This window comes from Fictibacillus enclensis (genome assembly GCF_030123385.1).
Classification (GTDB): domain Bacteria; phylum Bacillota; class Bacilli; order Bacillales; family Fictibacillaceae; genus Fictibacillus_C; species Fictibacillus_C enclensis.
Map to the genome: position 1 here is coordinate 717,050 of NZ_CP126109.1, position 20,417 is coordinate 737,466.

A 20,417-nucleotide genomic window follows, 5' to 3' on the forward strand; every position below is an offset into this window, starting at 1 on the left:
GCCTACTTTTTGGCGCACGCGCCTGCGGTACCGGTGCTAGCACCTACTTAGTCTCACCTGTCACGCTAGTCCCACAGGACAAGGAACGCTGCGGCAGCGGTGCATCGCACGAAGAAAATGTGATTTTCATTTTCGAGGATCTCGCGCCTTCCACTACAATCAACTTTCCAGGAAGCTTTTTACGCAAAAAGGAGCTGCCTGAAGGTCAATTTTTGACTTTCAGGACAGCTCCTTTTTCTCTATGATTAAAATACTTTGGTTGTCCAGTCTTCACAGTTCCAGACTTCGGTTACCACGTCACGGTAAAATTCCGGTTCGTGGGAAATGAGAAGGATGCTTCCTTTATAAGCCTTTAAGGCACGTTTAAGTTCATCCTTCGCATCCACATCCAGGTGGTTGGTCGGCTCATCGAGAACCAGAAGGTTGGTCTCATTGTTGATCAGTTTGCAGAGGCGCACCTTTGCTTTTTCGCCGCCGCTCAGCACCTGCACCTTGCTTTCAATGTGTTTGGTGGTCAGGCCGCACTTTGCCAGCGCTGAACGCACTTCATGCATATTGAAGGAAGGGAATTCATTCCAAACTTCATCGATACATGTATTATTGTTGGTGCTTTTGATTTCCTGTTCAAAATATCCAATATGAAGATATTCACCCTGTTCAACGGTTCCGGAAATCGGCTTGATTTCGCCGAGAATGCTTCTGAGCAAGGTGGTTTTACCGATTCCGTTTGCCCCAACGAGCGCGATTTTCTGTCCGCGCTCCATGCGGAGATCCAGCGGACGGGAAAGCGGTTCGTCATAACCGATGACAAGGTCTTTGGTTTCAAAGATCAGCTTTCCTGACGTTCGCGCTTCCTTAAAGTTGAATTCCGGTTTCGGTTTTTCCTTGGCCAATTCGATAACGTCCATCTTATCCAGCTTCTTTTGGCGGGACATGGCCATGTTACGTGTGGAAACACGGGCTTTGTTTCGCGCAACAAAATCCTTCAGTTCGGAAATTTCCTGCTGCTGTCGCTTGTAAGCCGCTTCAAGCTGCTGCTTCTTCGCGGCATGGATGTTCTGGAAGTTGTCGTAATCTCCGACATAGCGGTTAAGCTCTTGATTTTCCATATGGTAGATTAAATTAATAACACTATTTAAAAATGGAATATCATGCGAGATCAGGATAAACGCGTTGTCATATTCCTGAAGATATCGCTTCAGCCACTCGATATGCTGTTCATCAAGGTAGTTGGTCGGCTCATCCAGAAGGAGAATTTCAGGTTTTTCAAGTAAGAGCTTGGCAAGAAGGACTTTCGTACGCTGCCCGCCGGACAGTTCATGTACATCACGATCGAGACCAATGTCATCCAAACCAAGACCGCGTGCAATTTCTTCTACCTTTGCATCAATGACATAAAAGTCATTGTTGGTCAGTGTATCCTGAAGAACACCGACATCCTCAAGAAGTTTTTCAAGCTCTTCGGGAGTCGCTTCTCCCATTTTTTCATACATGCCGTTCATTTCCGCTTCAACATCAAACAGATACTGGAACGCGCTTTTGAGAACATCACGAATGCTCATGCCCTGCTCAAGGACAGTATGCTGGTCAAGGTATCCAACGCGGACCTTTCTGGCCCATTCCACCTTGCCTTCATCTGGCTGAAGTTTGCCGGTAATAATGTTCATGAAGGTTGATTTACCTTCACCGTTTGCTCCAATTAAACCTACATGCTCTCCTTTTAAAAGACGAAAGGAAACGTTATTAAAAATGGCACGGTCACCAAAACCGTGGCTCAAATCTTTTACTGCTAATACACTCATCTATATGCACCTTTTCTTGTTTGTTACGATTCACCATTTGATTATAGTACGTTTGGCGGGGGAAACTCAATGTTTCAGAAGGATTTTTCAAATAATGTTTGATTGACAGGGAGGATGGGAAACTTTTACTGTACCAAGCCAAAGGAGGATTGCCAATATGAATGACTACAGTGTAGTACCTGATAAAGGAGTCAATGGCTGGATTGTAAAAATTCAGGATGTGGCGCCTACAGAAACCTATCCAAGCCGCGCAGAAGCGATTGCCGAAGCGGAAAGGCTGGCAAAAGAAGATTCACCGAGCAGGGTGCTTGTGTATGATTCGAAGCTGGAGATTGAGGAAAAAAAATCATTTTAAGAGAAAACCCCTTTCGTGTTGAAAGGGGTTTTTTGACACAAAAAAAGGAGCCTTGGGACCAAGACTCCTTCAATCTTAATGCTTCTTCTTCAACGTACGTGGTTTCTTGCGTTCCATTCGTCCTACAAACTTACATTTCTTTCACATTTCCACCATTAGATCCATCTTTTAGTTCTTCGCAAGGTTCGGAACCTATTCATTCCGCTCCATGACAAATCACTCCAATTTGGGTCTGAATAGTGTTTATTCGATTTTCGTAAAAAGTTGCACACGTCTTTCATCCGTACAATGCTTTTACTTGCTTTACTTCCTTTTAATCATTTGCTTAAATCGCTCTTACACACTTACAAGTACTACTAGGTCCATCTCTTGGATCATTGCATGTCTCGGAACTGTAAACGTTCTTACCCATTGCAAACCCTCCAGTATATGACTTAGTAATGCGCAATGCATCTTACATAGAGCTGACTTTTTGAATCATAAAACGGTGTGGCTAAATTCTTCTTGCTTTTTGTTACTTTATTTCTGTCATGCATTCACTATTTCGGTCCATCTCTTGGCTCATTGGATGTTTCGGAACGATTGTTCTTACTCATCACAATTCCCTCCATATGGTTGATATAGTGTTGCATAGTTTGTTTTCCCGCTCATCCAGAATTAAAACATGATTTACAATAAATTTTAAAACTTTTTTAGACTGGATTGACTGCCGTAACAATCACCGCATCCACGGGCTTTAAGTCCAAAATGGTCTCAGTGATTTGTTCAAAGTTGGCTTCTTTTAAATACAATGCAATGATCTTGCTGATTTCTTCTGTTGTTTCATCATCTGCACCTTTTTCATGAGGCTGAAGGGTTATGGCGATGCGTGCTCCGGGCTTCATTAACTGCTGGATCGTTGTAAGGTCGGCAATGGGATCTTTCCAAATAAGGATCGAGTTGACGGAATAGACACCGTCAAACTGCATGGATTTCTCAGCCGAGGCAATGGGACCGTGAAACAGTTGCACGCGTCCTTCATTGATATATTCCTCATTTCGTGCGGCGGCCTGTTTTTTCATTTCCTCTGAGACGTCAAAACCAACAACATGGCAGGAAGGGTAGGTGCTGCACACATATTCAATGCCAACGCCGGGGCCGAAACCCACTTCAAGCAGATCGTCATCGTTTTTGGGCTTTAGCATGGAAATCGTTTTTTCGTTTAATTCTTTGTTTTCATTGGACATGATTTTACCGGCAAGCTTGCCAAGCAATCCCTCCGGTTTTTCAAACTGCTCTGATATCTTTTTTCGAATGCTCATACGGCACGCTCCCATTTTTAAGAATTCAATATTCAATGTACCCAAAAGGGAGCGATTCAAAAAGTTTGGAATGTGAGCAATGTTACAGGTTATTGGTGTAGTTCTGATTTTTTTTGAAAAAGTAGTAAGATGAAGCAATAGACAAAAGAGACGAAACGACGATTACAGGAAAGATCAAATAGCTTCTCCATTCGGAGGGAGCAAGCAACGAAAGGATAATAATGATTCCCGTTGCGAAAAAGAGCTTGGCACTGAACCGGTGGGTCTTCTTCCAAACTTCTTCATCCGAAAGGGTCCAGGGGGTTTTAATCCCAAAGAACCAGTTTTGTTTGACCTGCTGCATATAGTTTCCAAGAATAATAAACAGAAAGCCGAGTATGATCGGCATAATGAGTTTCATGGAAGGGGAGTACCCGAGTCCTGAACCAATAATCATGAGATTAATGACAAAAAACAGGGCCATCAGGCAATAATTAATGGCGAAATAGCTGCGGGAAAATTTTTTGTAGTTCTCTCGCTTTGGATCAATTCTCGGTAAAAAGTAAAGAGTCAGATAAACAAAAATCAAGAGCCCGAGGCTTATGGCCATGGCTGAAAATTTGGCGGCATATCCATCAGCCTCGCCGTTCGGGCCCCAATGGATGGGCAATTGGGAAGGAAGCTGCGAATAGAATACGAGCCAAATAGCTGCTGCAGCAAGAATGATTAAAATGGGAAAGGCATGTTTTTTCATTTTTCATTCTCTCCTTTATGAATAGGATTGCTTTGCATAACACCGAAGAACCAATTCATTACGTCTTGGAACACGGTGGTGTTGATGGAATAGATAACATACTGTCCTCGCTTTTCATCCTGGATAAGCTCTGTTTTTTTGAGCGTGTTCAAATGATGGGAGATCGTCGGTTTAGTCATTTGAAAATGATCAGCGATTTCACCTGCTGTCATATCCCTGTTTTTGAGAAGATCCAGGATCTGGCGCCGGGTGGGATCGGCTAACGCCTTAAACACCTCGTTCACAGCAACTCTCCTTTCTGGAAGAAAAAGTATTTAGATGTTTATCTAAATACTATACAAATAATAAGGAATTGTAAATAGGCGGAGATACAATTGCAAAAAAAAAGACAGCGATGAGCTGCCTTTTTTACTATTAATGTTCTTGATGCTGGGTTCTTTTTGCAGCGTGTAAAATTTCATCCAGCGGGAACACACGGCCGAGCTTATCTTTATGAACGATATGCTTTCGTTCAAACTTGGTTGGGGAGTCAATTCCTGCAGCTGCAGCAAGGTTAAATAAACCTTCCCTCAGCGAAACCAGATAGTTGCAGACCCTGTATTGCTTTTCATCGACGATGAGTCCGTCCTGCAGCTTTTTGTTGGTGGTTGCCACCCCGACAGGGCAGTTATTCGTATGGCAAACCTGGGCCATGATGCAGCCCACGCTGATCATGAATCCGCGGGCAATGTTGACCAGGTCTGCGCCCATAGCCAGCGCAATGGCGATTTTGTCAGGGGTAATCAACCTGCCTGAAGCAATGAGCTTGACCCTGTCTCGTATGCCGTATTCTTTGAGCATTTCATCGACAATAGGAAGGGCGGACTGGATCGGCAGTCCGACAGTATCGGCCAGTTCTTGGAAAGTGGCTCCGGTTCCGCCTTCACCGCCATCAACCGTAATAAAATCAGGACCTTCTCCGCTTTCTTTCATATAGGCCACTAATTCTTCCAATGCATCCAGGTCGCCTACTACAATTTTAATGCCAATGGGTTTCCCGGACACTTTTCTTAATTCTTCGACAAAGTGAATAAGGGATGCCGGAGAGTCGAACTCTTTAAAGCGGTTGGGGCTGTTAATCGTTTTTCCTGGTTCCACCAGACGTATTTTTGCGATTTCTTCGGTCACTTTTTCACCCTCTACATGGCCGCCGCGTGTTTTTGCCCCCTGTGCAAGCTTGAGTTCAAACGCTTTGATCTGTTCCATTTCACTTTTTTTCTTAAACGCTTCCCATGAAAATTCTCCATTCAGGTTTCTTACTCCAAAGAGACCCGGACCGATTTGAAAGATAATGTCCGTTTTGCCTGCAAGGTGATATTGGGACAGTCCGCCTTCACCAGTATTCATCCACGTTCCTCCGGCCATGGCCAGTCCTTTGGATAAAGCGGTAATTGCGTTTTCACCGAGAGCGCCATAGCTCATGCCGGATTGGCCGATCAGTCCTTTCAGCTTAAACGGGTGCCGGCAAGTATGTTCTCCAAGAATCACGGCATTGTCATCCGTAAGAAATACCGGGTTAATAAGGCGTTCCTCGCTGCGCTCTTTTCGGGAGAATAAGTTATCACCTTCCTCGACATAAATTCTGGTTCTGATCTTGGGCTCATTATCCACTTTTAGTTCGGTTCTCAATTTAGGAAATAAGGTATTGCGGATATAAAATCCCTCATCACCGAAATCCCTTAGAGAACCAAAGCCCACCAGCCTGTCTTTGTACTTTCCAGACTTCACAACATCCTGAAATTCCTTGCGTGAAAAAGGCTTTCCTTCATTGTCATTGTTATACAGATATTGCCTGAGCTCCGGCCCTATCTTTTCTGTGAAGTACCTGACTTTCCCGAGCACCGGGAAGTTTCTAAGGATGGAATGCTGCTTTTGGCGGTCGTCTTTTATGTATAAATAAATGAAGAAGACAAGAGGAACCAGAAGCATGATACCAATAATGATAAGTAAAGCAATAACCAGATCAAATAGAATGTTCATCACAATCCTCCTTACAAATTTTGTGAACAGAATCTCTATCATTCCTTTTCCACGAATGGTAAAAATAAAACCAGAGAAAGAACGGGTATACTGGTAAAAATTGATGGATAAAAGGAGAGGCAAATGAGGTTATTTGATCACTACCAAAGGGCGATCCTATCCTTGCCCGTAAAAGAGCGATACAGTAAGGAAGACTTGTTGACTTCCACATTCCTGATGGAAAAAAGCGGTCACCTTGAAATGTTTTACTCTCCGCATAATGAAGTGGTGAATGAAAACGGAAGAATCATGATTATTGGAATTACTCCCGGGTGGGTGCAAATGGAAATCGCCTTCCGGACAGCAAGAAGGCTTCTTGAAGAAAAGAAGGACACAGCAGAAATTGTAACAGCGGCAAAAAAAGCTGCCCAGTTTTCAGGAAGCATGAGAACCCATCTGATTCAGATGCTGGACGAACTCGGACTTCCCTCATTTCTTGATTTTCCTGACGCTGCTGCTCTTTTTGGAGAAGAGCGGCAGTTGCTGCATACCGTTTCGTTCATTAAATATCCTGTGTTTGCAAACGGCAAAAATTATACAGGGTACCATCCGCCCATCCAGAAAAGCCCGTTTTTAATGAACTATGCCAGAAAGACATTAGAAACAGATATCCTGCCGCTTGAACGCCCATTGATCATTCCGCTCGGAAAAGCGGTAGAAGACGTTCTTCGGATTTTTATCGGGGCAGGAAAGGTTGAAGAGTCACAGTGCTTGCTTGGTTTTCCCCATCCTTCAGGGGCTAATGGCCACCGGCACCGGCAGTTGAGGGAAAGAAAGGAAGCGCTGCATGAAAAACTGCGAACCTTTTTTGCAACATAAAAAACCGCCGGCATCTGGCCGGCGGTTGATCGTTATTCTTCTTCTTTTCGATTCTTGAAGGCTTCGTTTGTTACGATATACGAATCCACTTCCGCTTTTTCTTTCCCTTGGTCAGGAGTTGTGCTTCCTTCAGGAAAATTACCCGGGTGCCCTTTTTTCTTATGTTCAAATTCTTTTCCGCGAGACATAATGGAGTATCCTTTCTTTGGTTGGAATATCGTTTCATAAAGATTATGTGCCAATGGACGATATTTTAAACCATTCCCACCAGCTCTACGGAAACATCGTTGAACATCCCATTTCCGATATAGTTGCCGTCGAGGTCGAATTGCCAGTCATGGGGGCCGGCTTCAATATGTATAATGCCAGGCATAATATCCATCACGATGGCGGTGATCAAGGAAACCGAAATTTGCTCTTTCGTAAAATCATCTGCCACTTTATAGGCAACTTTCATCAAATGTTCATCTATGATATTCAAGTCTTTCTCCTCAAAAGCCATCACAACATTCATCACTGTGTATTCATATACGTTCATTCAGCTCATCCCCTTAAGCTTATTTACAACCAGTATTGCCCTAATCTATGAATCTATTCATCTCTCTTTAAAAAAGTTAAAGATAAATTTCAGGTATAATGGAAAAATGATCGGCAAAAGGGGAGATGTGTCAATTGGCGACTGCAGTAGAAGACTTTTATTCACGCTGGCTTATTATCATACCCATCCGTTTTACGAGGTACATATTGTCGGAGATCGCATCCGGTTAGTAGATGGGACATGGTGCTAACGTCATTTAGGAGATAAGAGCCCGTATCCCGGGCTCTTACTTAACGGTCGGCGTTTCTTTTACAACAATGACTGGCGTGATTTTACGCTGTACACACTCATCTAATTCTCCATAGGGGATCAGACCGAGAGTCAGGGCGGCTTCAATTTTTTGCTTATCTGGCTGTTTGGTTGTGATAATGCAATCCTGAAGATTCAGTTCTTCCAGCTTTTGAACGGTTTTATTGTTATGAAAGCTTTCAGATTTGCGGATTTGCCGCTGCAGCTTATAGTTTCCGTACCGAATTTCGCCCTTTTCGCTTTGTCCAAGAACAGAATCAAAATGAGCATTGAATTTGGTTTTTAACTCGGAAAGTTCGGCATCAATGGCTTTCGAGAGCTGATTCAGCTCGTGAAAACGTGACACCATCTCTTCGGTAACTTGTCCCACTTTTAAATCCATCCATTTACCCCCTCGGTTTTTACTTCATCTTTATGCGGCTAAGTAAAAAATAGTACGATGTAGTATAATAAAATGTGGTAAATACTCTTTGGAAAGGGGAGTTGGCGTGTGGATTTTGCCTTTATGATGGCTGAGCAGCGCATTAAGGATGCGATTCAAAAGGGAGACTTGGACCATTTGCCGGGGAAAGGGAAGCCGCTTGAACTCGAAGATCTCTCCACCGTTCCCCAGGAACTGAGAATGGGCTACAAGATCCTGAAAAATGCAGGATATGTTCCTGAAGAAGTGCAGTTGAAAAAAGAAATGATGTCGATTCAGGATCTGATTGACCTTTGCCAGGACCCTGAGGAAAAAGAAACGCTCAAAAAGAAATGGACCGAGAAGTCACTGCGGTTTAATTCGTTGATGGAAAAGCGAAAGATGTCCAGTTCTTCTGCATTTGGAGCGTACAGAGATAAAATTCATAAAAAATTTTAACCGCTCCCAGTTATATGGGGGCTTTTGTTTTTACCGATTGGTCGCATAAAAAAAGCTGGCCCCATAGAAGCCAGCTTATTGCCTGTTAAAATTTATAGGTCCAGAATTGCTCTTTGTTGATCCGCTTGAGCACTTCCGGTACTTTTTCCGGATTTTCTTCAGCCATCGCCGCGATGATCCATTCGGTCTGCGAACGGTGGGCTTTGATTGCTTCAAGCTTTTGGTGTGATACGGAGCTCACATCATTGACCACATCAGGTTCACCAAGCATCTCGTAGCAGTCATTGGAGAATGCCACGCAATGAACAGTGGGACGCCGGTCTTCCGGCAGCTGTTCCACTGCCCGGATAACGGCCCGGCCTGTTGCTTCATGATCCGGATGCACACTGTAGCCGGGGTAGAAGGTAATGATCAATGTAGGCTTCAGCTCATCAATCACATTGCCGATCCTGGCCGTTAATGTTTTGGGATCCTCAAACTCTACGGTTTTATCACGCAAGCCCCACATTCTGAGGTCTTGAATGTTCAGTGAATCGGCAGCTGCCTGCAGTTCTTTTTTTCTGATTTTCGGCAGGGATTCTCGAGTGGCAAAGGGGGGATTCCCCATGTTGCGGCCCATTTCTCCTAAAGTGAGGCACACATAAGTGACAGGCACTCCTTTTTCGGTATTCATGGCGATGGTGCCGGATACCCCGAATGCTTCATCATCGGGGTGCGGAAATACGACTAAAACATGTTCATGTGACATATGGTAACCTCCTATTCAAACGGATGGGGGCTAAGCTGAAGTGCAACAGCCAGTTTCCCTTCTGCATCATGTCCGGCAAGCAAAAGCTGTCCGTCCTCGTTTACTTCCCAATGCGTCAGGCCCTCAGCGTAAACCCATCCCAGTTCAATTTTTAATCCAGCACGGTAAGGAGCTTTGTCTCCTGTGATAATTCCCCGCTCAAAATTCACTTTTGCATTTCGTATATAAGCGCCCACTGAAAAGAACGACTGATTAAAGTGAGAAGCGTATGCTCCGTTTGTTGTTTCCAAATGTAGGTAGACATCCTGATTCAAAAACTTGTCGATCTCGTTTTGAACCGTATCTAGTGTGATCGGCTGCAAGGTTTTCCCTCCTCAATATGCTTCTTTTCAATCATTATACTTGAACTATTGCCAAAGCGTTAAATAAACTGCCTGACCGCCACAGGGGTTTTTGCCCATAAAAAAGAGGAATTCGTTAAGCTTAATTCCTCTTTTCACCCTTTTATTTATTCCCTTCATCCTTACGAACCACTTCTGTCGGCTCGAAGCCCGGAGGCGATGTTAGTTCATATTGAGAAGTCAGTTCCTCTGCCAGCTCAGCTTCCTGATTGTCATGAACGATTTCGTATTTCGGTGTTTGAGGAAGCTTTGCTTTATTTTTGTCACGTGCCGGTTGTTTATGGCTGTTGCCTCTGCCCATGGTTACCCCACCTTTTCTTGTAAGTATAATGGTTAGCGTCCCAATGCACGGTATTTTTTATTCGTGGAAAGCCCATCAAAAAAGAGCAGACCGGAGTCTGCTCGTGTACACATTATACATTTTTGGAGTTACGGTAAGCGCTGTGATCCGTTGGGCCGACATACTCGTTCAGAGGAAATGAATGACGGATCGCTTCTGTAATAAAGTCCTTGGCTACAGAAATGGCTTCTTTTACCGATTTTCCTTTCGCCAGCTCTGCCGCTACAGCGGAAGAGTACGTACAGCCTGCGCCATGTGTGTAAGTGGTATCAATTCGGTCGGATTCAAGAACTTCGAACGTTTCTCCGTCAAATACCACATCCACCGCTTTTTCGTGTACGAGTTTGCCGCCGCCTTTTACGATGACATACTTGGCACCTGCAGACTGAATCTTTTGTGCGGCTTCCTTCATTTCTTCAACCGTCGTGATGGGGGGCATGCCTGCCAGGTGGGCTGCCTCAAACAAGTTTGGTGTCACGACCGTAGCGCGCGGCACAAGAACGTTTTGAAGCGTATCGGCGAGCTCGGGCTGAAGCGGTTCTGCTCCTTTGCAGACCATAACAGGATCAACCACTACGTTTTTCAATTCGTACTTGTCGATCACTTCAGCTGTTGCTTTAATGACATCAACAGAAGCAAGCATTCCCGTTTTCACTGCGTCCACACCAATTCCTGCAAGAACGGTTTCGAGCTGGGCCTTGAACAAATCAAGAGGGAGCAAAAAGACTTCATGGAACCAGTCCCGCTTAGGATCCTGGGCCACAACAACATTAATAGCTGTCATGCCGTATACACCCAGCTCCTGAAAGGTTTTTAAGTCCGCCTGAATGCCTGCTCCGCCGCTAGTATCGGAACCGGCAATGGTTAATGCTTTATACATACTCATTGTCCAATCTCCTTTTATGCCTTTTTTTATGATGATCGATAAATTTTATTATAGCAATGATCTGATCCGAGACAAAGCCTATGGCCTTCTTGGATGCTTTTTGCCCGATCGTTGTTTAGTTTGCCGGGAAAACGTGAAAAGTAGTAGCAGACATTATTTCTTTGCTCCCAGCCTCTGAGTTATGGTTTACTTAATAAATAAAAATAAAACGAGGAAGGTGTTCTTATGCTGCGAAAGTTATTTGGAAAAAAAGATCAAGAAACACTCACTGAAGAAATTGTGGTTTCACCGTTAAATGGCAGAATTATTCCTCTTGAAGAAGTGCCTGACCCCGTTTTTTCAGAAAAAATGATGGGTGACGGCGTTGCCGTTGTTCCTGAAGACGGTGAGTTGATGTCCCCGGTCGATGGCGAAGTGCTCCAAGTATTCCCGACCAAGCATGCGGTGGGAATTAAAACTAAATCAGGTCTTGAAATCCTCATTCACATTGGTCTTGAAACCGTAATGATGAAAGGGGAGGGCTTTACTTCGCTTGTAAAAGAGGGAGACCGTGTACGAACAGGCCAGCCATTGATTTCCTTTAACGTGGACCTCGTAAAAGAAAAAGCGAAAAGCACCGTTACACCCGTTATCATTACAAATGGCGAGAAAGCGGGTACCGTTGAAAAGCTCAGTCCGGATCAGGCTCAGGCTGGGACGACCCAGATCATGCGCATCACGGACATTAAATAACCAGGAAAGAAGAGAAATCTTCTTCCTGGTTTTTTTTATACCAGTACGTTGAAGTACCGGGCCTGTGGGTGGGAAAATACAAGGGCGGTAACCGAGGCTTCCGGTTCCATCATAAAGCCCTCGGTCAGCTGGATGCCGATTTCCTCAGGCTCAAGGAGTTTAAACAGCTTTGCCTGATCCTCAAGGTCCGGGCAGGCAGGGTAGCCGAATGAGAAGCGCTGTCCTTGGTATCTGGCGGAGAAGCGGTCCTGCATGGACATGCTGACAGGATCCGGGAATCCCCATTTATCACGCATTTGCCTGTGCACCAGCTCGGCCAGCCCTTCCGCTGTTTCAAGGGCCAGGGACTGAAGGGCAAAGCTTTCGAGGAAACGGCCCTCTGCTTTGAGCTGCTGCGCACGTTCACGAATGCCGCTGCCCGCAGTAACAGCGAAGAATCCGACATAATCCATCTCACCGCTCTCTACCGGCTTTGCGTAATCGGCCAAACAGAGATGCGGGCTTCGGCTCTGGCGCGGAAATTCAAAGGTCTCAATGATCCGGGATGTATCATTCGGATCGTAAATATATAATTTCTCGTCCTCAGACTGTGCAGGGAAAAACCGATAAAGCGCGGCCGGAGCAATCAAGTGGTTTTCCTGGCTTTCCTTCAAAAGCTGATCCACTATTTCCTTAACTTCCAGTGCACGCTCATCTTTTTCAGCGAGCAGCCGCGATACCTTCCCCTTTACCCCTAAATGGTGACCCATCAGCATCTGTAAATTAATGTACGGAATCACAGAGGAAAGAGGATAGGACTTAAATACATGCCGCTCCGTATCTTTAGGCACAAAAACCTTTAGCGTCTGATCCACAGAAGGTCGGACTTTTACCGCGGTTGCAGTCGAAGCTGCCGTTCCTGCGGCAGGGAAATCCTCAGGCTCCTCAATGGGTGTCTTAACTTCAGGCTTTTCAAACGTTTCTCCTTTTTGCAGTTTGTTCGCAAGACTTAATCCATCCATCGCATCCTTTGCGTAAAGAACGGTACCCTCATACTCGTTGGCAATCCGGTTTTCGGTGAATTTACGCGTCAAAGCGGCACCGCCTACAAGGATTGGCACAGATATACCGGAATTTTTTAAATCAGAGGCAGTGAGCACCATCTGCTGAGCTGATTTTACTAGCAGACCCGAAAGGCCGATCATATCGGGTTTTTCTTTTTGAATGGCCTGGATCAGTTCCTGCGGAGCGACCTTAATGCCGAGGTCAACTACCTCATAGCCATTGTTCCCGAGAATAATGTCCACCAGGTTCTTTCCGATGTCATGCACGTCACCTTTCACTGTGGCAAGCACCACTTTTCCTTTGGTGCTCGTCGTTCCCCCCTTTTCCATGTGGGGTTCAAGATGGGCGACAGCGGCTTTCATGACTTCGGCACTCTGCAGGACCTCCGCCACAATCAACTGGTTATCGTTAAACAGCCGGCCTACTTCTTCCATTCCTGCCATTAAGGGGCCGTTAATAATATCGAGCGGTGCATCGTACTCTTTTAACGCAAGATCAAGGTCCGGGATAAGCCCTTCTTTTGTTCCTTCTACCACATAAAATGCGAGACGTTCTGCAAGGGGCAGCTCCACAACAGGAGTTTTTGCCTCTTTTTTCTTGCCGCGGTAAAACTCTGTAAATTTCGCAAGATTCTCGTCATTGGTCTCGAAAAGCAACGCTTTGGCCAGCTCCACTTCCGCCTGCGGGATGGAGGCAAAACGTTCGAGTTTTTCGGTATTCACAATCGCGTAATCCAACCCGGCCTGTGTGCAGTAATACAGATATACCGCATTTAAGATTTCACGACCGACAGGGGGCAGACCGAAGGATACGTTTGAAATACCAAGAATGGTCTGGCATTCTGGAAGCTGTTCTTTCAGTTTCCGGAGCCCTTCCACTGTTGCATTTGCGGAGCCGATATATTGCTCATCACCGGTGCCGACAGGAAAGACCAGCGGATCAAAAATAATATCGCTTGGGGCAATGCCATATTTATGGACCAAAAGATCGTAGGAGCGCTTGGCGATTTCCAGCTTGCGCTCTGTCGTTACACCCATTCCTTTTTCATCAATGGTTCCGACAACCACGGCAGCACCGTAACGGGAAACAATCGGCGCCACTTTTTCAAATCGTTCTTCGCCGTCCTCTAGGTTGATGGAGTTGATGATCGCTTTTCCCTGCGAGTATTTTAAGGCCTTTTCAATGACCTGGTCGTCGGTAGAATCAATCACAAGCGGAACCTTTACTTTTTTGACCGCTTCTTTTATGAAATTCTCCATGTCTTCCAGTTCATCCCGGTCGGGGTCTGCCAGACAGATGTCGATTACGTGTGCGCCTTTTTTGACCTGGGCACGTGCGATTTCCGAAGCTTCTTCAAATTTTCCTTCCGCGATCAAACGCTTGAATTTCCGGGACCCGATGACATTCGTCCGTTCACCAACCATGAGCGGCCTCATGGAGGGATCATCGTAAATAAGCGGTTCGATACCGGAAACCACGTGTGAATGATTTTCGGGAAGCTGTCGCGGAGGCAGGGATTCCATCGCCTCTGCTATTGCCCGGATATGATCCGGAGTGGTTCCGCAGCAGCCGCCGGCAATGTTCAGCCATCCTTCCTCGGCAAACGCGCTGATTTTCTTTGCCAGCGTTTCAGGTGTTTCATGGTAATTCCCGTCTTCGTCCGGCAGTCCGGCGTTTGGATAACAGCTGACCGCGGAGAGCGCGAGTGAAGAAAGGGAACGAACATGGTCGGTCATAAATTCAGGTCCGGTGGCACAGTTTAAACCGACCGCAATCGGCTTCATATGCTCAAGCGAAATGTAAAATGCTTCAATCGACTGGCCGGCAAGCGTGGTACCCATGGGCTCAATGGTTCCTGACACCATGAATGGCAGCTCTTTTCCCGTCGATTTAAACGCTTGTTTAATGCCGATAAATGCGGCTTTTACATTGAGCATATCCTGACTCGTTTCCAAAAGAAGCAAGTCTGCTCCTCCGTCGATCAGACCGCGTGCCTGCTCCTCATAAGAGGCCGTAAGCCCTTCGAAGGTGGCTCCGCCAGTCACACTTAACGTCTTTGTAGTCGGGCCCATGGAACCCGCCACAAAGCGCGGCCACTCAGGAGTCGAGATCTGCTCAACAGCCTGTCGTGCAATTTCTGCTGCCACTTTATTCGTTTCGTAGGCTTTGTATCCGAGGCCATATTCATCAAGGACGATGTCTGTAGCTCCGAACGTATTGGTTTCAATGATGTCGGCTCCGGCTTTCAAATATTGAAGGTGTACATCGAGAATCACATCCGGACGGGTGAAATTCAGATTTTCGTTACAGCCTTCAAGCTCTTCGCCGCCAAAGTCGTCTGCTGTCAGGTTGGCTTGCTGGAGAATGGTGCCCATCGCCCCGTCCATAATCAGTATTTTCTTCTTTAGCTGTTGTTCAAGGGTGATGTTAGACATTTTGTATCCTCCTTACGATTTGGGGAGCAATATTATATGCATATTGCGTCAATTCAACGGTTAGTTCATAGCGCATAAACGGTGTGATCAGGTAGATGCCATTGAAGAGTTCCGTGGCTGCATCAATTAATGACTTTGAAATCGCCAGTCCTTCACGAGCCGCGGCTAACGGATCATCCTTGAATTCCGCCATCCGGTTCCTTACTTCATCGCTCAGCTTGATGCCGGGCACTTCATAGTGAAGGAAATCGGCATTGCGGCTTGAAGTCAGCGGCATAATGCCCACATAGACCGGAACAGGGAGGTCTTTTACCGCCTCATGGAACTGCAACAGTTTTTCCTCGGAATAAACAGGCTGGCTGATAAAGTAGTCTGCACCGGCTTCTATTTTCTTCTCTGCGCGCTGGACAGCACGGTCGAGTGCTTTCACATTCGGATTAAAGGCCGCTCCCACGGTAAAATGTGTTTTCTCTCCGAGGTCTTTACCGGAGAGGGAGACCCCTTCGTTAAACTGCTTGATCATTTTGATCAACTCGATCGATGTTACATCATAGACGCTGGAGGCACCCGGAAAATCACCCACTTTTGCGGGATCACCGGTAATGGCCAGAATGTCATGAAGACCAAGCGTGTGAAGGCCCATCAAATGGGACTGCAAACCGATGATGTTCCGGTCACGGCAGGCCAGGTGGACGATGGGCTGGGCACCGGTCTGCGCTTTTGCAAGAGATGACAGAGAGGTGTTGCAAATTCTTGGCGATGCCAAAGAGTTGTCTGCCAGCGTAATCGCATCTGCGCCTGCTTCCTTGAGGGCTTTGGCGCCTTCGAAAAATCGCGTCGTATCCAGTTTTCGGGGAGGGTCGAGCTCCACAATGACCGATCGGCGTTCCTGCAGTATTTCCGGCAAAGAGATTTGAGGCTTTTGCCCGGATGATGCAACAGCAATCGGCTCTGGCCGCTGCCGAACATTTTTTTCGGTAACAGGTGAGAGACCGTTCAGTTCCTTTGCGAAGGCCTCTATGTGGGCCGGTGTGGTTCCACAGCAGCCGCCAAGCAGACGGACACCCTGATTTCTGAAAAGAGAAGCACTGTTTTTAAAATACTCCGCATCGCCTTCATATTGAAACTTGCCATCCGCATAGGAAGGAAGGCTCGCATTGGGATAGGCGGAAAGAAAAGCATGCTTTGGAATTTCTACTTCCTCCAGGGTTTTGATCATGTGGAAAGGGCCGAGCCGGCAATTGAGCCCGACGACATCGGATCCCAACTCTTCCAGCCGCTTGATCGCTGTATTCACCGGGGTTCTGTCGTTTAAGATGCCTACCTCCTGGAGGGAAATCTGTGATATGATCGGCAGATCGGTCTGGCTTCGGGCGATTTTAAGTACGGCCTCCAGTTCCTCCAGATCATAGAAGGTTTCCAGAAGAAGCCCGTCTACACCCTCAAGGAGAAGGCAGTACAGCTGCTCCCTGAAGCTTCTTTTTATTTCTTCAAGAGACAAAGAACTGGGGCCGGTTCCCCGTATACCCCCAATGGTTCCAAGCACGTACGCATTGCCGCCGGCTGCTTTTTTTGCAAGAGAAACGGCTGCGCTGTTTAATTCTTTTACCTGCTCCTCCAGTCCGTACCGCTGCAGCTTAATATAGTTGGCGCTGTACGTATTGGTCTGGATCACATTTGCCCCGGCCTGAATATAAGCCTGGTGAATCGACTGGATCTGTTCAGGGTGAGACAGATTCAGCTGCTCGAAACAGCAGTCGGTTCCATAGGAATACAGCAGCGTTCCCATGGCTCCGTCAGCGATCAGAATCTTGCTTTCTAGGTCTTTCAATAATCCCATTATGAGTCCTCCTGTTGGTTCGGTATCTTCCAGTGGCCCAAAAAAATAAAAAAAGCCTTCTTAAAGAAGAAGACTTTGAACATTCGATGTCATTCTTCTTATCTTTCAAGTTCTGCAATCGAACTTGTTGGACTTAGCACCTTTTCAGCTCGTAATCGCTGAAGGTTGCTGAGGTGTCAACGGGCCATTCCCTTAACCTCTCTGGATAAGAAACCAAATTGCTATAAAATTAGTTCTTTATACCTTACAATAATTATTAGAACATTTCAATAGCTTTTTACAATCTTGCCAGGATCGTATCAAACAGGAGGAATCCGGACGATGAAGAAGTTCGCCAACCTTGACGACATTGAAAATACACATACATTTAAAGACTTACTCCGCTGGCAGCGGGAAAGACGAAGCAATAAAAAGGATTTGACCCAACAAATTCAGCAGAGCACGAATAAAGAGCGTCAGAGATTAAAAGAAAACCGCAGCAAACACTCGATTACATGGATTGGCCATTCAACCTTTCTTTTGCAGGTGGGCGGACTGAATATCCTGACAGACCCTGTATGGGCTCCAAAAATGGGATTGCAAAAGCGGCTCACAGCCCCTGGGTTGTCCACCGGGCAGCTGCCGGAAATCGATCTTGTTCTTATCTCCCACGGACATTATGACCATCTTGATTTCAACAGCATCAAACAGCTAAAAGGAAAAATCTCTTTTTATGTGCCTGCCGGACTTAAAGGTTTGTTTCGGAAAAAAGGGTATCAGGCAGTAACAGAGGCCAACTGGTGGGAGGAGTTTGTGGACAGGGGCCTGAAGATTATGTTTGTTCCTGCCCAGCACTGGACGCGCAGGAGCGTTTTTGACATGAACACCTCCCATTGGGGAGGCTGGGTAATCCAAGACCTGAAAACGGGCGAAAGCGTTTATTTTGCCGGGGATACCGGTTATTTTCGTGGATTTCGGCAGATTGGAGAACGTTTGAAGCCGGATACGGTGCTTATGCCGATCGGTGCATATGAACCGGAATGGTTTATGAAGGTATCCCATATCAACCCGGAAGATGCGGTTAAAGCGTTTCTGGAAACAGGCGCTTCTCTCTTTATTCCCATGCATTACGGCGCCTACCGTCTGGCGGACGATACCGGACCGGAAGCCCTTCGGCGGCTTGAAAAAGAGTGGGAGAAACAGAGCCTTGATGAGGCGAGGTTGAAGGTTTTGTCGCTTGGGGAGACGCTTTGGAAGCAGCCGGTTTCGTAACTCGGGAGATTCTGGGGTTTTCACCTTTAAGGGACATTTATCATACACTACACTAACACTTTTAAAGGTGGAGATAGCAATGGGGTGCATGGTAAATATCTATTATTTAAAAATAAACAGCCTGGCGAGCAACAGTTCATTGAATTTGGGATCCACATTCCATAACAGCCATACAGCCAATACCAAATCGACAGGGGACAACAGTTCTGTAGGTGACCATTCCCCGGCTGATGCGGTAATGAAAAACATGGTATTTGACCCGGATGTTCACGATCAAAATGAATTTGCAAACACAGATGCAGCGTTTACGAGCCAAAACCATACGTAACCGATAAGCCAGTCATTACTCAATGAAGGGAGGCCACTTTATGCCCTACCTCTTTAACATCTTTAACATTAAGACGAACGGTGTGACCATGAACGGTAACATTGACATTGGTCCAACAGTGCATAACAGTCATACAGCCAACACGAAATCCGTCGGTTCCACGGTTTCTTTGGGTGACTTTTCACCTTCCACCGGTTTCATGGTAAACAGTAATATCGATCCGGATATCAGCGACCAGGATCAAATCGCGAATCCATCCGCTCCAATCGTCGCCCAGCCGTAATTTCTGTCCGCCTGTTTTTCTCGAATGGGGCAGTCTGTCCAAGCAGCTTTTTGTTCAAGCCATACACTGAAGGTAAAGACAAAAAGGGATGGAACAGATTTGCGTTATTCTTTTAAAATCGGCAGAATCAGTGTGAACGGTGTTACGATGAACGGTAATCTTGATATAGGGACCACCATTCAAAACAGTCATACAGCCAATACCAAATCAGTGGGAGCCGTCATCGCGTTTGGCGATTGTTCGGATGCCTGTGCCTACATGCTGAATTTCAACGAAGACAACGATGTAAACGACATGATTCAGAGTGAAGGACAGGGCGGACAGCAAAAATGAATAGCAAGACGGGAAAGCGCCCTGAGTTACGTGGGGCGTTTTTTTTGATGTGGAGATTGGACTGGTTGGCTGGCGTCGGAGAGTTTGTTGACATCACGAGCGTTTGGCCGGTAAAAAGCGGATTATGGCGGGTATTTCAAAAACCGCACCCAAAAAGGAGTCCGCCACCCAAATAAAGAACTCTATTAGGAAGACGGACACATGAAAGGAGCAGGAAATGACGTTAGACGAGCTGAAAAACAGGGTAAATGGCATTATTGACCCTCTAAATGGGGAATTTGCGTACTGTATTGAAACTGAGGAAGGATACATAGGTAAAAATGAAGAGAAAGTGTTTCCGGCGGCGAGCCTGATCAAGCTGCCGATCTTGATCGAAGCCTTCCGGCAGAAGGAAGCGGGTCTTCTTGACCTGTCAGTGCCTGTACATATTAATCAAAAAGACAAAGTAGGCGGAGCAGGAGTAATGAACCATCTATCGCCGGGTGCCTCTCTTACCGTTTTGGATGTGTTAACCTTAATGATTACGGTATCGGACAATACTGGAGCAAACGTGATGATTGAACATGCAGGAAGGGAGCGGATCAACGCACTGCTTACGGAACTTCAATGCGATCAAACTTTGCTCGAAAGAAAGCTTATGGATTTTAAAGCAATCGAAGCGGGGAAGAACAATTACACGTCTGCGAAAGATGTGGTTCTTCTTTTGAAGGAAATTCATCACGGTAAGCTGCTGCAAAACGAAAGCAGGAAAATGATGCTGGATATTTTACGGAATCAGCAGTTTCGCCATAAACTCCCGGGGAGCATGGACGAAGAAGCAGTTATTATTGCCAATAAGACAGGTGAACTACAGGGCACAGAGCATGATGCCGCAATATTTGAGTACAACGGAAGAATCATTTTCGCAGTGGTGCTGACGAAAAATCTCACCCGCGAAGCCGATGCACGGCATAAGCTCACAGCCGTCGGCACGGCGATCCAGGACTATTTAATAAGTGTTCAAAAAAATTAGAAAAAAGCTT

The 20,417-nt window shown here is 46.1% G+C and carries 23 protein-coding genes and 1 riboswitch; of the genes, 9 read left to right on the forward strand and 14 right to left on the reverse strand.

The window, feature by feature from the left end; genetic code table 11:
• Positions 1-245: 245 nt before the first annotated feature.
• Positions 246-1,802, reverse strand: coding sequence for an ABC-F family ATP-binding cassette domain-containing protein (locus tag QNH15_RS03800; protein ID WP_283892713.1), 1,557 nt, complete (start codon positions 1,800-1,802; stop codon positions 246-248).
• Positions 1,803-1,959: 157 nt separating this feature from the next.
• On the opposite strand from QNH15_RS03800, the gene QNH15_RS03805 reads away from it, so the two are divergent.
• Positions 1,960-2,157 carry a DUF2188 domain-containing protein gene (locus QNH15_RS03805; RefSeq protein ID WP_283892715.1) on the forward strand — a complete coding sequence of 66 codons (198 nt, stop codon included), beginning with the start codon at positions 1,960-1,962 and terminating at the stop codon, positions 2,155-2,157.
• A 692-nt stretch (positions 2,158-2,849) separates the two neighbouring features.
• Here QNH15_RS03805 and QNH15_RS03810 read toward each other — a convergent pair.
• The 4 genes from QNH15_RS03810 to QNH15_RS03825 all read right to left on the reverse strand — a co-directional run bounded on the left by QNH15_RS03810 (position 2,850) and on the right by QNH15_RS03825 (position 6,210).
• Positions 2,850-3,458, reverse strand: coding sequence for a class I SAM-dependent methyltransferase (locus QNH15_RS03810; RefSeq protein WP_283892716.1), 609 nt, complete (start codon positions 3,456-3,458; stop codon positions 2,850-2,852).
• Positions 3,459-3,540: 82 nt separating this feature from the next.
• On the reverse strand, positions 3,541-4,191 hold the full coding sequence (locus QNH15_RS03815; RefSeq protein WP_283892718.1) for an SdpI family protein: 651 nt from the start codon (positions 4,189-4,191) through the stop codon (positions 3,541-3,543).
• Positions 4,188-4,475, reverse strand: a complete 288-nt coding sequence (locus QNH15_RS03820; RefSeq protein WP_283892720.1) for an autorepressor SdpR family transcription factor — start codon at positions 4,473-4,475, stop codon at positions 4,188-4,190. The genes QNH15_RS03815 and QNH15_RS03820 overlap by 4 nt, the downstream gene beginning before the upstream one ends.
• 130 nt (positions 4,476-4,605) lie before the next feature.
• The gene (locus tag QNH15_RS03825; RefSeq protein ID WP_283892721.1) at positions 4,606-6,210 is read right to left on the reverse strand and encodes an FMN-binding glutamate synthase family protein; all 1,605 of its coding nucleotides are present in this window, start codon (positions 6,208-6,210) and stop codon (positions 4,606-4,608) included.
• Between the two features lie 123 nt (positions 6,211-6,333).
• On the opposite strand from QNH15_RS03825, the gene QNH15_RS03830 reads away from it, so the two are divergent.
• Entirely contained in the window at positions 6,334-7,068 is a 735-nt protein-coding gene (locus QNH15_RS03830; RefSeq protein WP_283892722.1) for a hypothetical protein, read from the forward strand.
• A gap of 32 nt (positions 7,069-7,100) precedes the next feature.
• Here the strand turns inward: QNH15_RS03830 and QNH15_RS03835 are convergent, their stop codons facing one another.
• From QNH15_RS03835 to QNH15_RS03845, 3 genes are all read right to left on the reverse strand, one after another.
• A complete protein-coding gene (locus QNH15_RS03835; protein WP_283892724.1) occupies positions 7,101-7,256 on the reverse strand; it encodes a hypothetical protein in 156 nt (51 codons plus the stop codon).
• A 65-nt stretch (positions 7,257-7,321) separates the two neighbouring features.
• Positions 7,322-7,606 carry a hypothetical protein gene (locus QNH15_RS03840; RefSeq protein ID WP_283892726.1) on the reverse strand — a complete coding sequence of 95 codons (285 nt, stop codon included), beginning with the start codon at positions 7,604-7,606 and terminating at the stop codon, positions 7,322-7,324.
• A gap of 286 nt (positions 7,607-7,892) precedes the next feature.
• Positions 7,893-8,297: a hypothetical protein gene (locus QNH15_RS03845; RefSeq protein WP_283892728.1), complete on the reverse strand. Its 405-nt coding sequence runs from the start codon at positions 8,295-8,297 to the stop codon at positions 7,893-7,895.
• A gap of 108 nt (positions 8,298-8,405) precedes the next feature.
• On the opposite strand from QNH15_RS03845, the gene QNH15_RS03850 reads away from it, so the two are divergent.
• Positions 8,406-8,774, forward strand: a complete 369-nt coding sequence (locus QNH15_RS03850; protein ID WP_430667124.1) for a DnaJ family domain-containing protein — start codon at positions 8,406-8,408, stop codon at positions 8,772-8,774.
• Positions 8,775-8,859: 85 nt separating this feature from the next.
• On the opposite strand, the gene bshB2 is transcribed toward QNH15_RS03850, so the two are convergent.
• The 4 genes from bshB2 to pdxK all read right to left on the reverse strand — a co-directional run bounded on the left by bshB2 (position 8,860) and on the right by pdxK (position 11,149).
• Positions 8,860-9,522 (reverse strand): bacillithiol biosynthesis deacetylase BshB2, encoded by a 663-nt coding sequence (gene bshB2, locus QNH15_RS03855; protein WP_283892729.1) that lies wholly within the window; start codon positions 9,520-9,522, stop codon positions 8,860-8,862.
• Positions 9,523-9,533: 11 nt separating this feature from the next.
• Positions 9,534-9,884 (reverse strand): YojF family protein, encoded by a 351-nt coding sequence (locus tag QNH15_RS03860; protein ID WP_283892731.1) that lies wholly within the window; start codon positions 9,882-9,884, stop codon positions 9,534-9,536.
• Between the two features lie 142 nt (positions 9,885-10,026).
• Positions 10,027-10,224, reverse strand: coding sequence for a YfhD family protein (locus QNH15_RS03865; RefSeq protein ID WP_061974417.1), 198 nt, complete (start codon positions 10,222-10,224; stop codon positions 10,027-10,029).
• Positions 10,225-10,336: 112 nt separating this feature from the next.
• The gene (gene pdxK, locus QNH15_RS03870; RefSeq protein ID WP_061974414.1) at positions 10,337-11,149 is read right to left on the reverse strand and encodes a pyridoxine/pyridoxal/pyridoxamine kinase; all 813 of its coding nucleotides are present in this window, start codon (positions 11,147-11,149) and stop codon (positions 10,337-10,339) included.
• Between the two features lie 225 nt (positions 11,150-11,374).
• Between pdxK and QNH15_RS03875 the strand changes: the two genes are divergently transcribed.
• Positions 11,375-11,881, forward strand: coding sequence for a PTS sugar transporter subunit IIA (locus tag QNH15_RS03875; RefSeq protein WP_061974412.1), 507 nt, complete (start codon positions 11,375-11,377; stop codon positions 11,879-11,881).
• Positions 11,882-11,916: 35 nt separating this feature from the next.
• Here the strand turns inward: QNH15_RS03875 and metH are convergent, their stop codons facing one another.
• Entirely contained in the window at positions 11,917-15,360 is a 3,444-nt protein-coding gene (gene metH / locus QNH15_RS03880; protein WP_283892734.1) for a methionine synthase, read from the reverse strand.
• Positions 15,353-17,200 carry a bifunctional homocysteine S-methyltransferase/methylenetetrahydrofolate reductase gene (locus QNH15_RS03885; RefSeq protein ID WP_283892736.1) on the reverse strand — a complete coding sequence of 616 codons (1,848 nt, stop codon included), beginning with the start codon at positions 17,198-17,200 and terminating at the stop codon, positions 15,353-15,355. Before QNH15_RS03885 ends, metH begins: the two co-directional genes overlap by 8 nt.
• Before the next feature lie 95 nt (positions 17,201-17,295).
• Positions 17,296-17,412, reverse strand: a riboswitch (SAM riboswitch).
• Positions 17,413-17,521: 109 nt separating this feature from the next.
• Between QNH15_RS03885 and QNH15_RS03890 the strand changes: the two genes are divergently transcribed.
• From QNH15_RS03890 to QNH15_RS03910, 5 genes are all read left to right on the forward strand, one after another.
• The gene (locus QNH15_RS03890; protein WP_283892737.1) at positions 17,522-18,451 is read left to right on the forward strand and encodes an MBL fold metallo-hydrolase; all 930 of its coding nucleotides are present in this window, start codon (positions 17,522-17,524) and stop codon (positions 18,449-18,451) included.
• A gap of 79 nt (positions 18,452-18,530) precedes the next feature.
• The gene (locus QNH15_RS03895) at positions 18,531-18,779 is read left to right on the forward strand and encodes a spore germination protein (protein WP_061974405.1); all 249 of its coding nucleotides are present in this window, start codon (positions 18,531-18,533) and stop codon (positions 18,777-18,779) included.
• Between the two features lie 40 nt (positions 18,780-18,819).
• Entirely contained in the window at positions 18,820-19,062 is a 243-nt protein-coding gene (locus tag QNH15_RS03900) for a spore germination protein (protein WP_061974403.1), read from the forward strand.
• Positions 19,063-19,161: 99 nt separating this feature from the next.
• Positions 19,162-19,395: a spore germination protein gene (locus QNH15_RS03905; RefSeq protein WP_283892738.1), complete on the forward strand. Its 234-nt coding sequence runs from the start codon at positions 19,162-19,164 to the stop codon at positions 19,393-19,395.
• Between the two features lie 217 nt (positions 19,396-19,612).
• Positions 19,613-20,407 carry a serine hydrolase gene (locus QNH15_RS03910; protein WP_283892740.1) on the forward strand — a complete coding sequence of 265 codons (795 nt, stop codon included), beginning with the start codon at positions 19,613-19,615 and terminating at the stop codon, positions 20,405-20,407.
• Positions 20,408-20,417: the final 10 nt, after the last annotated feature.

Coding starts and splice junctions, on each gene's coding strand:
- QNH15_RS03800 (WP_283892713.1), bottom strand. CDS start 1,802: ATGAGTGTATTAGCAGTAAAAGATTTGAGCCACGGTTTTGGTGACCGT.
- QNH15_RS03805 (WP_283892715.1), top strand. CDS start 1,960: ATGAATGACTACAGTGTAGTACCTGATAAAGGAGTCAATGGCTGGATT.
- QNH15_RS03810 (WP_283892716.1), bottom strand. CDS start 3,458: ATGAGCATTCGAAAAAAGATATCAGAGCAGTTTGAAAAACCGGAGGGA.
- QNH15_RS03815 (WP_283892718.1), bottom strand. CDS start 4,191: ATGAAAAAACATGCCTTTCCCATTTTAATCATTCTTGCTGCAGCAGCT.
- QNH15_RS03825 (WP_283892721.1), bottom strand. CDS start 6,210: ATGAACATTCTATTTGATCTGGTTATTGCTTTACTTATCATTATTGGT.
- QNH15_RS03830 (WP_283892722.1), top strand. CDS start 6,334: ATGAGGTTATTTGATCACTACCAAAGGGCGATCCTATCCTTGCCCGTA.
- QNH15_RS03835 (WP_283892724.1), bottom strand. CDS start 7,256: ATGTCTCGCGGAAAAGAATTTGAACATAAGAAAAAAGGGCACCCGGGT.
- QNH15_RS03840 (WP_283892726.1), bottom strand. CDS start 7,606: ATGAACGTATATGAATACACAGTGATGAATGTTGTGATGGCTTTTGAG.
- QNH15_RS03845 (WP_283892728.1), bottom strand. CDS start 8,297: ATGGATTTAAAAGTGGGACAAGTTACCGAAGAGATGGTGTCACGTTTT.
- bshB2 (WP_283892729.1), bottom strand. CDS start 9,522: ATGTCACATGAACATGTTTTAGTCGTATTTCCGCACCCCGATGATGAA.
- QNH15_RS03865 (WP_061974417.1), bottom strand. CDS start 10,224: ATGGGCAGAGGCAACAGCCATAAACAACCGGCACGTGACAAAAATAAA.
- pdxK (WP_061974414.1), bottom strand. CDS start 11,149: ATGAGTATGTATAAAGCATTAACCATTGCCGGTTCCGATACTAGCGGC.
- QNH15_RS03875 (WP_061974412.1), top strand. CDS start 11,375: ATGCTGCGAAAGTTATTTGGAAAAAAAGATCAAGAAACACTCACTGAA.
- metH (WP_283892734.1), bottom strand. CDS start 15,360: ATGTCTAACATCACCCTTGAACAACAGCTAAAGAAGAAAATACTGATT.
- QNH15_RS03885 (WP_283892736.1), bottom strand. CDS start 17,200: ATGGGATTATTGAAAGACCTAGAAAGCAAGATTCTGATCGCTGACGGA.
- QNH15_RS03890 (WP_283892737.1), top strand. CDS start 17,522: ATGAAGAAGTTCGCCAACCTTGACGACATTGAAAATACACATACATTT.
- QNH15_RS03895 (WP_061974405.1), top strand. CDS start 18,531: ATGGGGTGCATGGTAAATATCTATTATTTAAAAATAAACAGCCTGGCG.
- QNH15_RS03900 (WP_061974403.1), top strand. CDS start 18,820: ATGCCCTACCTCTTTAACATCTTTAACATTAAGACGAACGGTGTGACC.
- QNH15_RS03910 (WP_283892740.1), top strand. CDS start 19,613: ATGACGTTAGACGAGCTGAAAAACAGGGTAAATGGCATTATTGACCCT.